This window comes from Acidobacteriota bacterium (genome assembly GCA_022340665.1).
Taxonomy (GTDB): domain Bacteria; phylum Acidobacteriota; class Thermoanaerobaculia; order Thermoanaerobaculales; family Sulfomarinibacteraceae; genus Sulfomarinibacter.
Map to the genome: position 1 here is coordinate 71,762 of JAJDNM010000072.1, position 11,779 is coordinate 83,540.

Sequence of the window (11,779 nt, forward strand, 5' to 3'; positions counted from 1 at the left end):
CTCTCCGGGAGGAGCTCGATGACCGTCCAGATCGAACAGTTCTCTTACGACGACGCTATCGTCCGCAAGTTCACCCTAATGACTTTCATCTGGGGCGTGGTCGGGATGCTTGTCGGCGTGATCGTCGCTTTGGAGCTCGCCGCACCGTTGTTCAACTTCGAGCTGCCGTGGATCTCCTTCGGCCGGCTGCGGCCGCTTCACACAAATGCCGTCATCTTCGCCTTCGCGGGCAATGCGATCTTCGCTGGCGTCTACTACTCGATGCAACGCCTGCTGAAGACGGCCATGTTCTCCAAAGCGCTGAGTGCCATTCACTTCTGGGGTTGGCAGGCGATCATCGTCGCCGCCGCAGTCACCCTCCCCCTCGGCATCACCCAAGGCAAGGAGTACGCCGAGCTGCAGTGGCCAATCGACGTCGCCATCGCGGTGATCTGGGTGGTCTTCGCGATCAACGCATTCGGAACCCTCGCAATCCGTCGTGAGCGGCACATTTACGTAGCGATCTGGTTCTACATCGCAACTATCATCACCATTGCTCTGCTCCACATCTTCAACAATCTGGTGGTGCCGGCCGGACTGTGGCGTAGCTACCCCATCTACGCCGGGGTCCAGGACGCCTTCATGCAGTGGTGGTACGGCCACAACGCGGTCGGATTCCTGCTGACCACACCCTTCCTGGGCATCATGTACTACTTCTTGCCGAAGGCCGCCAACCGCCCCGTCTTCTCCTACCGCCTGTCGATCATCCATTTCTGGTCGCTGGTCTTCATCTACATCTGGGCTGGGCCCCATCACCTCCATTACACCGCCCTGCCGGCGTGGGCCTCGACTCTTGGAATGCTCTTCTCGCTCATGCTCTGGATGCCGTCCTGGGGCGGCATGCTCAACGGCCTGCTGACACTGCGCGGAGCGTGGGACAAGGTCGCGACCGACCCTGTGCTGAAGTTCTTCGTGGTCGCCGTCACCTTTTACGGGATGTCCACCTTCGAGGGCCCGCTTTTGTCAGTCAAATCGGTCAACCTGCTCTCGCACTACACCGACTGGACGATCGCCCACGTTCATTCGGGCGCCCTCGGCTGGGTCGGCTTCCTGACCTTCGGCATGATCTACTGGCTGCTGCCGCGCCTCTTCCAGACCGAGCTCTGGAGCCGCAAGCTCGCCGAGGCGCACTTCTGGATCGGCACCATCGGCATTCTTCTCTACATCGTCGCGATCTATGCCGCCGGCCTCACCCAGGGCCTGATGTGGCTCGCCTTCGACGAAGAAGGCTACCTCAAGTACGGCGATTTCGTGGAGACCACCGTGCGTCTCATCCCGATGTACTGGGTAAGGGTCATCGGCGGCTTCGCCTATCTGAGTGGCGTCCTCCTGCTCGGAGTCAACTTCTTCATGACCTGGAAGCGGAGACCTTCGACCTACGAAGTGCCGGTGCACGAAGCCCCGGCATTGTCGAGGGACTTCGTCGATCACCCGGAGCCGGCGACTGCGCTCAAGACGAGTGGTGCTCATGTCGCCGATGTGGCGTACAAGCTGGACCGGTTTTTCTCGACAACATGGCACCGCCGGTGGGAACGGCTGCCGCTCAAGTTTACCGTCGCGGTGACGATCACGGTGATCGTCGCGTCGCTCTTCGAGATCATCCCGACGTTTCTCATCAAGTCCAATGTCCCGACGATCGCGACCGTGATGCCTTACACGCCACTTGAGCTCGCGGGCCGCGATCTCTACCTCGGCGAGGGCTGCTACAACTGCCACTCACAGATGATTCGGCCGATTCGAGCCGAGACCGAACGTTACGGCGAGTATTCCAAGCCGGGTGAGTTCGTGTGGGATCACCCCTTCCAGTGGGGCTCGCGCCGCATCGGGCCGGACCTGCAGAGGGTCGGTGGTAAGTACCCCCACCTGTGGCACGTCCGTCACATGGACGACCCACGGGCAATCACAGCAGGTTCGATCATGCCGGCCTACCCGTGGATGCTTACGAAGGATATCGATTTCGGCTCCATCGAGCGGGTCATGAGCGCCCACCGCAACCTCGGCGTTCCCTACAGCGATGAGGAAATTGCCGACGGAGAGGCCGCTGCCCGCGAGCAGGCGAGGGCGATTGCCGACGAGATCGTCGTCCAGGGAGGACCCGACGGCCTCGCTGAGAAACAGATAGTGGCCCTCATCGCCTATCTCCAGCGCCTCGGAACGGACATCACCAAGCCGGAGCCGGTGGCCGTCGAAGAGGAGATCGGACCGGAGGGTGCGGCGGACACTGCTGCCACCAAAGCGGCGTCGGCTGCAACCGGGGAGGTATCGTGAGCCTCACCGATATCATGAGCGCTTCCGGTCTCACGTCGTGGACAGAGGTGGCGCTGATCCTCTGTTTCCTGACCTTCACAGCGATCGTCGTCTGGGTCTTCGCGATCAGGAGCAAACCTTCGTGGGAACACCAGCGGAATCTGCCACTCGAAGACGACGGAAGCTGTGAAGGACACGCCACCGCGAAAGGAGGCGATCTCCAGTGAGCAGCGAGCACCTCGATCAGCAGTTCGCGTCCGAGGACCAGGACTATCTACTGGAACACAGCTACGACGGCATCCAGGAGTACGACAATCCTCTGCCGCGATGGTGGCTAGCCATCTTCTGGGCGACAATTTTCTTTGCCCCGCTCTATATTCTCTACTTTCACTTCGGCGGCGGCATGCTCGGCACCGAGCGATACGATCAGGAGATGATCGCCTTTTACGACAAACAGGCGGAGCAACTGTTGGCGCTCGGCGAGATCAGCGAGGGTACGCTCACCGGTCTGATGGACGACGCGAGCATGATGAACGGTGGCAAGAAGATCTTCCAGTCGAAATGCGCCACATGCCATGGGCTATTCGGCGAGGGCGGCATCGGTCCCAACCTCACCGACGAATTCTGGCTCCACGGCGGACAGCTGATGGACATCTACAAGACGGTGAGGGAGGGCGTGCCGTCCAAGGGCATGCTGGCCTGGGAACGCCAACTTCGGCCGGCCGAGCTGATGGCGGTGACCTCATTCGTCGGTACGTTGCTCGGCACTGATCCGCCAAACGCCAAGCAGCCGCAGGGCGATCGACAGGTTCGTCGAGCGCCCGAAACAATGGAAACCGAGGTGGCGAGCGACCCGGAGGCGTTAGAGACCGAGGTCGGGCCCGCCACGTCCTGAGTCATCGTGTCTAGCCTGCAAATCTCACCAACTGTCTATTGCGGTCGGCGAGCCGGCGCACCCAGCCGTGCTTCCTCATCTCCGGGTGCTCGACGTACCGTCAAGTACGCCTACGCGCCCCGTGAGGTCCAGCCGGGCTCCCCAGTTTCATCCGTTGCGTGCGCCATGGTCCCGGATTCAAGGCCCCGCGACGACGGCGATGTCCTCCATCGCCGAGGAGTGGAAACGAAGAAGGCGGGACCATGCCGCCGCAACCCTTCGGGCCGATGGGGGTCGTGGCCGATCTCTGCGTTGCTCGTCGTCGAAGATGCACTGGCATCGACTTCCTCCTCGCGCCTTGATCTCGGCTCACGAGCCCCATCGGCGGGCGGCACTGGGGAACCCGGCCGGACCTCTCGATCGAAAACCCAGCTGGTCACAGCGTCTCAACGGCCTCCTTGCGAAACCCGGTGAGATATGCAGGCTAGAACGTCGAACGCTCCGGAAGCCGGGGAGAGGGTACTCTCGACCCTCAACCGGGACGGTACTCGCCGATGGATTCGTCCGAAGGTGTCGCGCGGCGGCTACCACCGACGCCGGCTCATCACCGCCTGGACGTTGATCACAACGTTCACCCTCATCCCGATCCTCAAGCTGAACGACAAGCCGTTGATGCTATTCGACATTCCCAAGCGAGAATTCACCTTCTTCGGCTCGACCTTCCTGCCCACCGACACATTCCTCCTGATGTTGCTGCTCTTCAGCATTTTTATCGGGATTTTCCTAATCACCGCGGTCCTCGGCCGTGTCTGGTGCGGTTGGGCCTGCCCACAGACGGTGTACATGGAGTTCCTATACCGGCCGCTCGAGACCCTCATCGAGGGGGGACGGAACCGTCAACTCTTGCTCGACCGCACCGGGCCCGACGGCCGGCGGATACTCAAGTTCATCGTCTTCTTCGGTGTTTCCGCCTTCCTCGCCAACACATTCCTCGCATACTTCGTCGGCTGGGATCAGCTTCTCCGTTGGGCCAGGAGTTCGCCAACCCAACATCCCGCGGCCTTTTCGGTGATGCTCGGTACGACTTTGCTGATGTTTTTTGACTTCGCCTGGTTCAGAGAACAGACGTGCATCGTCGCCTGCCCTTACGGTCGTTTCCAGTCGGTCCTGCTCGATCGCCAGTCGCTGATCGTTGGCTACGATGCCGGTCGCGGCGAGCCGCGCGCGAAGTTGAGGAAGAACGAGCAGCGGAAGGCGGGCGACTGTATCGATTGCGGGCTCTGCGTGAGCACCTGTCCGACCGGCATCGATATCCGAGACGGGCTGCAGATGGAGTGTATTGCCTGCACCCAATGCATCGACGCCTGTGACGAGGTCATGGACCGCATCGGCTTCGACCGCGGCCTCGTTCGATACACCTCAGAGGCGGAGCTGGAGAGCGGCAAACGCTCACTCCTCCGCCCAAGGACGGCAGTCTATTCGGTCATCTTGCTCGTGATGTTCGGGACCTTCGCCTTTTCCCTCGCCGGAAGGCAGACCGCCGACATCACGCTCCTACGGGGTCTTGGCGCGCCATTCACTGTATTGCCAAATGGCGACGTCTCAAATCAGATCCGCATCAAGATCTCCAACAGGTCACCGGAGGAGCGCTCCTATCTGATCGAACTCGATTCACCCGGCGATCTGACATTGATTGCACCGGAGAATCCGTTGGTGGTGGCTGCGGGCGAAACCCTGATGACCGCTGCCTTCATAACCGCTCCGACTTTAGCCTTCAGCGGCGGTGAGGCGAGTATTACGCTAACCGTGAGTGATGGGGTCGATTTTTCGAAAGAAATGAACTATCGGATCCTGGGTCCGGCCGACGGTGGGGGATCACGATGAAGAAGGGCGGTGCCTGGCCGTGGGTGATCGGAGGCGCCCTCGCGCTGCACGTCATAGCTTCCCTGGTAGTGGTCGCAATCGCTACTTCCGATGCCTCCTACGCGGTCGAAGAGGACTATTACCAGAAGGCCATCAACTGGGACCAGAAACGCGACCAGGATCGGACGAACGAGGAGCTCGGATGGTCGCTCGAGTTTAATGCCACGCCACCGCAGCAGCCCGGCGAGTCGCCCGCGCTGGAAGTCCGCCTGACTGACCGTCCGGGTGACCCCATTGCGGACGCTTCGATTGCTCTCGAGGCATTCCACAAGGCCCGCAGCGAGGATGTCCTGCGCCTCGCGGTCGCAGCCACCGAAGAACCCGGCCTGTACGTCGCCTCCCCCGCCATGCGGCACAACGGCCTTTGGGAGCTGCGATTTACCGTCACGAAAGGCGCGGATACGTTCACGCACAACGAGACACGGCACCTGTTTGTGGAAGGAAAATGGGAATGATTTTCGGATTTCGGATTTCGGATTTCGAATTTCCGCCCGCCCGCCCCACGGAGCACGGGAGGGTGGGGGCAAATTCGCAATTCGAAATTCAAAATTCGAAATGCATCTGCGGAGCGGCATCGTGGTCGGATTGCTGCTGACTGTCATCGTCGCGAGTCTGGTAGGAAGCCTCCACTGCGTCGGCATGTGCGGGCCGTTCGTCGCCTTCTACTCCGGCGCTGATGGATCGGGCGGAGCGCGCCGTCTGCTCAGCCACACGGCCTATTCCGGAGGACGGCTGCTGACCTACGCGGTGTTCGGGCTGGCTGCCGGCTCGGTCGGCGCCGCCCTCGACGTCGCCGGATCACTGGCCGGCTTCCAGCGTGTCGCTGCCGTGCTCGCCGGCGTGACCATGATCCTGTGGGGCATCCTCGCGCTGCTCCAAATCCGCGGGGTTCGCCTTTTCAAGCACTTCTCCAGCGGCGGCCGCGTCTCGAGCCTCTTGCGCCGTGGCTTCTCCCTGGTCAGCGACAAGCCTCCGGTGGTCCGGGCGGGCGTGGTCGGCGTTTTGTCGGGCTTCCTGCCCTGCGGCTGGCTGTGGGCCTTCGTCGTCACAGCCGCCGGAACCGGCAGCGCTCCCAAGGGAGTCGCAGTCATGGCCGCCTTCTGGGCGGGAACCGTGCCCGCTCTCCTCGCGGTTGGCCTCGGCGCCCAACTGGTGAGCGGTCCTTTGCGGAGGCACGTGCCGGTGGTTACTGCCATCCTCCTGGTCTCGCTCGGCCTTTACGCCATCCTCGGCCGCCCCTCCTCGGTCGACGCCGCGATTCACAAGCACGAGGGGAAGCGGCACCCCGAGGTTCCTGCAGCAGCAGATGTGGACGGCTCCTGCTGCGAGAGCGACTGACACCGCCGACCGTCCCCGTCTGAACCGAAAAGACGCGAAGATCGCAAAGATCCGATATTGACCAGGTCAAAAACTACTTCGCGCGGCCTTTGTGTCCTTTGCGGTCTTGGCGGTTTCAACATTCTCGATGGTCACAAAACCGGATAACGGGTACAGCTGGTGAGATATGCAGGCTAGGCCGTTCTTGCCAGCTCCATGATCTTGCAGAGGGTTCGCCAATTGCGACCGGTCCCCGTCACTCCCAGCGCGCTCTCCAGGCGCGCCGCGAGCTTTGACCGGCCGATGCCGTCCGGCGCGTGAAGGTAGGCGACATCAGCGTCGAGCTCGAAGCGCTCGCTTGCCGCCCTCGCCTCTTCGAGAGCATCGAGGTTCGGGTCGGCCGGAACCGCGGAGAGAAAGAACAGGTGGAGCTTCGACGGCTCTGCCATCCCTTCGGAGAAGGGGTTGGCATTCATCGCCCGTTCCAGCTCATCCGCCGTCAGCAGCAGGACCTCCGGCCCGAAGCCGTGGCTCGATTCGATCGCCGCGCTTATCCTCTCGGCCAGGCGTGACGCCCTACCCTCCGCATGCCTGCACACCGCGTTGCCGCTCTGGATGTACGTGCGAACGCCCTCAAACCCGAGTTCCTCGAGGACCGCGCGGAGGTCCTTCATCGGCAGGATGTTGCGGCCACCGACGTTGATGCCTCGGAAGAGGGCGATAAATATGCGCATCTACAAGGGCACATCAGGAGCCTCTTCAGGCTCCTCGATCGAAACGGTCGGGATCCAGTTCCTCTTTCTCCGGGCGACTCTCTTCTCGGTGGATTCGCCGTCGAAATTCGTCACCTCCTGGATGAAGATCAGGGGGTCGTCAGGCTCGAAGGAGTTGACGTTCACCACCGCGAAGAGCCGATTGTCGATCTCGCTTGTGGCGAACGGTACGACGCCGCAGCGGCAGCAGACGAAGAACTCGGCGGTTCCGGTGGCGAAAGCGTACCGCGATACGGGAGCCTCGCCCGCCACCATCACGTCGAGCTCTGCATCTGGATGGGAGGTGTATGTGCCGCGGTGCTTGGTGCAGAAACCGCAGCTACATGCACGAACCGGTATCTCGTTTCCGTGCAGCGGCCATCTCAACACGTACCGGATGTTGCCGCAGTGACAGGATCCCCTGATGACCCGCATGGTCTGCCCTCACCCTTCCACCATGACGATTGCTTCCCCTTCGAGCACGACCTCGCCGTCTTGATTGGTGCAGACGGTGGACAGGGTGACGATCGGCTTGTCGGGGCGCACCGAGATGACCTTGACGGTGGCAGTGATCGTGTCGCCCGGAAAGACCGGCAGCGTGAAGGTTAGCGTCTGGTTCAGATATAGCGTGCCAGGGCCTGGCAGATCGTTCGCGAGGGTCGCGGATACCACGCCAGCAGCTATCATCCCGTGCGCGATGCGCCGCCCGAACCTGGTGCCGGCCGCGTACTCGTCGTCAAGGTGGACCGGGTTGGTGTCCCCCGTGACCTCGGCGAATCCGCGGATGGTGTCGTCTGAGATTACGAGAGTGCGAGAGGCCTCGTCACCAACCTGAATATCAACCATCACATCCTCCAGCTGAATTGCCATCCGAAACGATGGCATCGATTTCGCCAAGGCCTGCAACCGTGAATGTCGGCTGCGGGCCACCGTCGAGAGAATTCCCATTCGGATTGACCCAGCAGGTATCGACTCCGAACCCGGAACCTGCCGCAATATCGGAGCTCAGACTGTCCCCGATCATCAGGACCTCTGATTTCAACGGGTGGCCCATCCTCGAAAACACCTCTCGCATGTACTCTGGCTGCGGTTTGGCGACACCGATCTCGTCCGAGATCACAACATCCTCGAAGTACTCACGAATGGACGACCGGGCGAAGCGCGACCGCTGGACGATCGCAATGCCGTTGGTCGCCAGCACGAGGCGGCAGCGCGAAGACATGCGTCTGACGAGGTCCTCGGCGCCCGGCAGCAGCTGCGTCTGCTGCCCGAGATCGTGCATGAATTCGTCGTTGAAGGCCTCGGGATCGCTGTCAATCCCGAGCTCACCGAAGAGCCGTTCGAATCGTTCGACCCGAAGGCGATTCAGGTCGACCTCTCCGCGCTCGAAGCTCCCCCAGAGGTCAGCGCTGATCGCCGCATAGACATCGTGCAGGTGCGGGCTGTACTCGATTCCGTGCGTACGGGTCGTCATCCGAAGCGCGGTCGTCTCGCCGAGGTGAAAATCGAACAGGGTGCCGTCGGCATCGAAGATCAGCCACGGGTAGCGAGGACGAGATCGCGCCATCGGGGCAGTGTAGCGGTCACGGGCAGAAAATTCTCCTCAGCCACGATCCAGCGGTCGGCGCATGATGACGTAGGGGGTCTCTTCGAACCGGCACCTTCGGTAGGCCTCACATGCCCGGATATTCTCGCCGTTGACCTGGAGTCTGAGGTCAATGGCACCTACTATGCGCGCCTCCTCTGCCACCTTGTCCATAAGGAGATCCACCAGACCGCTCCCCCTGTGCCGGGGCATGATGAATAGACTTTGGACCCACCAGTAGTAACCGCCGTTGAAGTTGCTCCACTCCCTCACCGCGGAGGTACTGGCGACACCCTCGCCGTCCGGTGCCTCGGCAACCCAGTAACTCGCGACGGCGGGGTCCTCCAGGCCGGCGAGAACCCCTTGCCGCACCCGATCGGGTTCCAGCTCCAGTCCTTCCGCCTCGCTGGCCTCGTCGAGGGTGAAGGCGACGATCGTCCCAAGGTCGGAGAGGGTGGCTGGCCGCATCGAATACTCGTCACCCATGGACTCTCCTCTCGTTCAGGTCAGGTCCTTCTGCATCCAGACCATGTCGAACGGTCGCCCTTTCTTGACGCCGACGTTCGCGAAGCGGCCGCACTCGGTGAAGCCGTGGCGCAGGTGGAAGCGGATGCTGCCCTCATTCTCGGATGAGATGTGGGCCATGAAGTTCGTGATGCCGATCGCCTTCCCCGCCTCCAGCAGATGCTCGAGAAAGGTCGTACCGAGGCCTTGTCCGGTGTGTACCGGGTGGATGAAATAGGTCAGGCTCGCGGTGTGCCGCATGGTCGGCACGGGATGAAACGGGCTCAGATAGGCGAAGCCGACCACCTCTCCCTGGCTCTCGGCCACGACGAACGGGTACTCCGGGTGAGCAGCCCGCCGGTGCTTGAAGAACGCCCGATCGACGGCCTGTTCGGGATACGCCGCGTACGATTCGGTGACGAAGTGATTGAATATCGAAGTAATCGATTCCCAGTCAATATCTTCAACAGCCCGGATCCGAACATCCATGGGTGGATTCTACTCAGTCCAACAGCCGGTCGGACGTCGATCCTTCACGATGCCGCCTGCGTTCGATGCATTTTTGCCGAGTACCGGCACTGAACGACGCCAGATTGGAATCGATCGGTTCTCTCCAGGGCGAACTCGCGAATCGAGCCGACCCCCTGAAAAAGAGGAATGCCGCGGCCCAGCACAACCGGGATGACCGAAATCACCAACTGCGTCATCAGGCTGCGTTCGAGAAACGCTCCGGCCGCCTGCGCGCCGCCGACCATCCACACCCTCGAATGGCCCGCGCGGTCGATCTCGGCAAGGACTTCGTTCGGCTCACCAGATGTGATCCGAACCGCCGGTGCTGCCGGAGCGAGAGGACGCTGGGAAAGAACCCAGCACGGCTTCGTGGCGTATGGCCACTCGCCGAAGCCGACGACCTGCTCGTAGGTTCGACTGCCCATCACCAACGCATCGATCGAGTCGAAGAAGCTCGCGTAGCCGTAGTCGTCGGCCTCGGACTGCTCCGAGCCGAGCCAGTCCACGCCGCCCTGCTCATCCGCGATGAATCCGTCGATGCTGCACGCTACGTAGTAAATGACCTCGGCCATGGCTCATCTTAATCCGCATTTTTCATGACCCTTCCGCTGTAACGCGCGATGATCTTCGCCGCACCGCTCCTTCAGTCACTTAACTCGATGTGGTGACGGATCGACATGGGGTGCTTTCGAATCCAGACCTCCGGGACTCCTCTTTCATGAAGCTTCGCCAGACGGTGAATCCCGTCGACGATCCAGAGGGTGCCGTCGTCCTCGATGAAGTCCAGCGGGAAGGACGTGTCTGCTTTCCGAATCCTCTCCCGATGGTACCGGGACTCGAAGCAACCCCACACAACGTCTGTTGGGCGCAGATCGAAGTCGACGAATCGATCGGGGTTTCTCGACCAGAACGGATTGGTGAGGAGGAACTCCAGTGCACCGATCGGAATTGTTCCCCGGGGGGCACCGAGCTCCCACACCCGCCGTACGTCCCAGTTGAATGGGAGGAGCAGGCCTCTCATATACGGCGGAACGTGCTTACGCATCGGTCTTCTCGTTAGGCTGGCCGAGATCCGTGGTCCACGCGGATTTGAGGATAGCTCAGGAACGAACCGGTTCGACCACCACGGCCGTGCCGTAGCAGAGCACCTCGTTCACGCCACTCATGACCTCGGTGGCGTCATATCTAACACCGATGACCGCGTTGGCGCCGGCCTCTTCCGCGTGTCGAACCATCATCATGAAGGCCTCTGCCCTTGTCTTCTCGCAAAGCTCGGTAAACAGCGTGATGTTGCCGCCGACAAGGGTTTCAAGGGTCGCACCGATGGTCCCGAAGATCGAACGTGAACGAACCGTGATCCCCCGAACCACGCTCAGATTCCTGATCACGCGGTATCCGTCGAGTTCGAAGCTCGTCGTTGCCATTGAGTCGTCCACGGTGCTCACCTCCTTCGTCGAGCCTTTGCGAACTAAATCATCCGGCCATGGCCGAAGCCGAGAACCTTTCGGCAATGAGGGCAAAAGTACACGACATTCGTCCCCGCGGCGAAGGGGACTCCTTTTGCCTTGGTGTAGACCTCGCTCAGTTCCTCCTCACAGTGAGGGCACACGGGCGTAAGATCCTCCCGTTTGACGATCGCGAGTGGTTTCTCGCTCATCTCTGATCACCTCCGTGACTTCACGTCTGACACTACGCCTGTGACCTCGACACATGCGGTATCGTTCATCCTAACCATACCGATCGAGTCAGAACGCTCTCACCGGCCTCGGCTCCAGTGCCAGCAAAGGGTCAACCCCGGGGTTCCTGATTCCCGCCACGGTCTTCCTCGGTAAACCTCTCTGATCTCTGTCTGCGAAACCGAGTTCAGCGGCCGAACACTCCGCTTGCAGCGTATTACGCCGGGGGACTGGAACGGCAGGTCGAATCAGCATTCGAAATGAGCCTTCAAATTGTTCAGAGAATTTTCGAGAATGCGACGCCAGGCTTTGTCGAAGAAGAGTGAGCACAGCACAGGACCAAGTATCGGAA

At 61.3% G+C, this 11,779-nt stretch carries 16 protein-coding genes; 6 read left to right on the plus strand and 10 right to left on the minus strand.

Going from position 1 to position 11,779, the window contains the following annotated elements; all coding sequences use genetic code 11:
- Window positions 1-18 precede the first annotated feature (18 nt).
- From ccoN to LJE93_09105, 6 genes are all read left to right on the plus strand, one after another.
- Window positions 19-2,307: a cytochrome-c oxidase, cbb3-type subunit I gene (gene ccoN / locus LJE93_09080; GenBank protein MCG6949047.1), complete on the plus strand. Its 2,289-nt coding sequence runs from the start codon at window positions 19-21 to the stop codon at window positions 2,305-2,307.
- Window positions 2,304-2,513, plus strand: a complete 210-nt coding sequence (locus LJE93_09085) for a cbb3-type cytochrome c oxidase subunit 3 (protein ID MCG6949048.1) — start codon at window positions 2,304-2,306, stop codon at window positions 2,511-2,513. The genes ccoN and LJE93_09085 overlap by 4 nt, the downstream gene beginning before the upstream one ends.
- Complete coding sequence (locus tag LJE93_09090) at window positions 2,510-3,181, plus strand: c-type cytochrome (protein MCG6949049.1); 672 nt, start codon at window positions 2,510-2,512, stop codon at window positions 3,179-3,181. The genes LJE93_09085 and LJE93_09090 overlap by 4 nt, the downstream gene beginning before the upstream one ends.
- Window positions 3,182-3,637: 456 nt before the next feature.
- Window positions 3,638-5,044, plus strand: coding sequence for a cytochrome c oxidase accessory protein CcoG (ccoG, locus tag LJE93_09095; protein MCG6949050.1), 1,407 nt, complete (start codon window positions 3,638-3,640; stop codon window positions 5,042-5,044).
- Complete coding sequence (locus tag LJE93_09100) at window positions 5,041-5,538, plus strand: FixH family protein (GenBank protein ID MCG6949051.1); 498 nt, start codon at window positions 5,041-5,043, stop codon at window positions 5,536-5,538. Before ccoG ends, LJE93_09100 begins: the two co-directional genes overlap by 4 nt.
- A gap of 100 nt (window positions 5,539-5,638) precedes the next feature.
- The gene (locus LJE93_09105) at window positions 5,639-6,421 is read left to right on the plus strand and encodes a sulfite exporter TauE/SafE family protein (protein ID MCG6949052.1); all 783 of its coding nucleotides are present in this window, start codon (window positions 5,639-5,641) and stop codon (window positions 6,419-6,421) included.
- 173 nt (window positions 6,422-6,594) lie between these two features.
- Here LJE93_09105 and LJE93_09110 read toward each other — a convergent pair whose 3' ends face one another.
- From LJE93_09110 to LJE93_09155, 10 genes are all read right to left on the minus strand, one after another.
- Entirely contained in the window at window positions 6,595-7,134 is a 540-nt protein-coding gene (locus LJE93_09110; protein ID MCG6949053.1) for a DUF1697 domain-containing protein, read from the minus strand.
- Entirely contained in the window at window positions 7,135-7,587 is a 453-nt protein-coding gene (locus tag LJE93_09115; protein MCG6949054.1) for a hypothetical protein, read from the minus strand.
- Between the two features lie 9 nt (window positions 7,588-7,596).
- On the minus strand, window positions 7,597-7,998 hold the full coding sequence (locus tag LJE93_09120; GenBank protein ID MCG6949055.1) for a MaoC family dehydratase: 402 nt from the start codon (window positions 7,996-7,998) through the stop codon (window positions 7,597-7,599).
- The gene (locus LJE93_09125; GenBank protein ID MCG6949056.1) at window positions 7,991-8,719 is read right to left on the minus strand and encodes a YjjG family noncanonical pyrimidine nucleotidase; all 729 of its coding nucleotides are present in this window, start codon (window positions 8,717-8,719) and stop codon (window positions 7,991-7,993) included. Before LJE93_09125 ends, LJE93_09120 begins: the two co-directional genes overlap by 8 nt.
- A 36-nt stretch (window positions 8,720-8,755) precedes the next feature.
- Window positions 8,756-9,223 (minus strand): GNAT family N-acetyltransferase, encoded by a 468-nt coding sequence (locus LJE93_09130; protein MCG6949057.1) that lies wholly within the window; start codon window positions 9,221-9,223, stop codon window positions 8,756-8,758.
- A 15-nt stretch (window positions 9,224-9,238) separates the two neighbouring features.
- Complete coding sequence (locus tag LJE93_09135) at window positions 9,239-9,730, minus strand: N-acetyltransferase family protein (GenBank protein ID MCG6949058.1); 492 nt, start codon at window positions 9,728-9,730, stop codon at window positions 9,239-9,241.
- 44 nt (window positions 9,731-9,774) lie between these two features.
- On the minus strand, window positions 9,775-10,323 hold the full coding sequence (locus LJE93_09140) for a dihydrofolate reductase family protein (protein ID MCG6949059.1): 549 nt from the start codon (window positions 10,321-10,323) through the stop codon (window positions 9,775-9,777).
- A 71-nt stretch (window positions 10,324-10,394) separates the two neighbouring features.
- A complete protein-coding gene (locus LJE93_09145) occupies window positions 10,395-10,796 on the minus strand; it encodes a hypothetical protein (GenBank protein ID MCG6949060.1) in 402 nt (133 codons plus the stop codon).
- A gap of 55 nt (window positions 10,797-10,851) precedes the next feature.
- A complete protein-coding gene (locus tag LJE93_09150) occupies window positions 10,852-11,175 on the minus strand; it encodes a YbjQ family protein (GenBank protein ID MCG6949061.1) in 324 nt (107 codons plus the stop codon).
- A 44-nt stretch (window positions 11,176-11,219) separates the two neighbouring features.
- Entirely contained in the window at window positions 11,220-11,408 is a 189-nt protein-coding gene (locus LJE93_09155; protein ID MCG6949062.1) for a phage terminase large subunit family protein, read from the minus strand.
- Window positions 11,409-11,779 lie beyond the last annotated feature (371 nt).

Coding starts and splice junctions, on each gene's coding strand:
- ccoN (MCG6949047.1), top strand. CDS start 19: ATGACCGTCCAGATCGAACAGTTCTCTTACGACGACGCTATCGTCCGC.
- ccoG (MCG6949050.1), top strand. CDS start 3,638: ATGCAGGCTAGAACGTCGAACGCTCCGGAAGCCGGGGAGAGGGTACTC.
- LJE93_09100 (MCG6949051.1), top strand. CDS start 5,041: ATGAAGAAGGGCGGTGCCTGGCCGTGGGTGATCGGAGGCGCCCTCGCG.
- LJE93_09105 (MCG6949052.1), top strand. CDS start 5,639: ATGCATCTGCGGAGCGGCATCGTGGTCGGATTGCTGCTGACTGTCATC.
- LJE93_09110 (MCG6949053.1), bottom strand. CDS start 7,134: ATGCGCATATTTATCGCCCTCTTCCGAGGCATCAACGTCGGTGGCCGC.
- LJE93_09115 (MCG6949054.1), bottom strand. CDS start 7,587: ATGCGGGTCATCAGGGGATCCTGTCACTGCGGCAACATCCGGTACGTG.
- LJE93_09120 (MCG6949055.1), bottom strand. CDS start 7,998: ATGGTTGATATTCAGGTTGGTGACGAGGCCTCTCGCACTCTCGTAATC.
- LJE93_09125 (MCG6949056.1), bottom strand. CDS start 8,719: ATGGCGCGATCTCGTCCTCGCTACCCGTGGCTGATCTTCGATGCCGAC.
- LJE93_09130 (MCG6949057.1), bottom strand. CDS start 9,223: ATGGGTGACGAGTATTCGATGCGGCCAGCCACCCTCTCCGACCTTGGG.
- LJE93_09135 (MCG6949058.1), bottom strand. CDS start 9,730: ATGGATGTTCGGATCCGGGCTGTTGAAGATATTGACTGGGAATCGATT.
- LJE93_09140 (MCG6949059.1), bottom strand. CDS start 10,323: ATGGCCGAGGTCATTTACTACGTAGCGTGCAGCATCGACGGATTCATC.
- LJE93_09145 (MCG6949060.1), bottom strand. CDS start 10,796: ATGCGTAAGCACGTTCCGCCGTATATGAGAGGCCTGCTCCTCCCATTC.
- LJE93_09150 (MCG6949061.1), bottom strand. CDS start 11,175: ATGGCAACGACGAGCTTCGAACTCGACGGATACCGCGTGATCAGGAAT.
- LJE93_09155 (MCG6949062.1), bottom strand. CDS start 11,408: ATGAGCGAGAAACCACTCGCGATCGTCAAACGGGAGGATCTTACGCCC.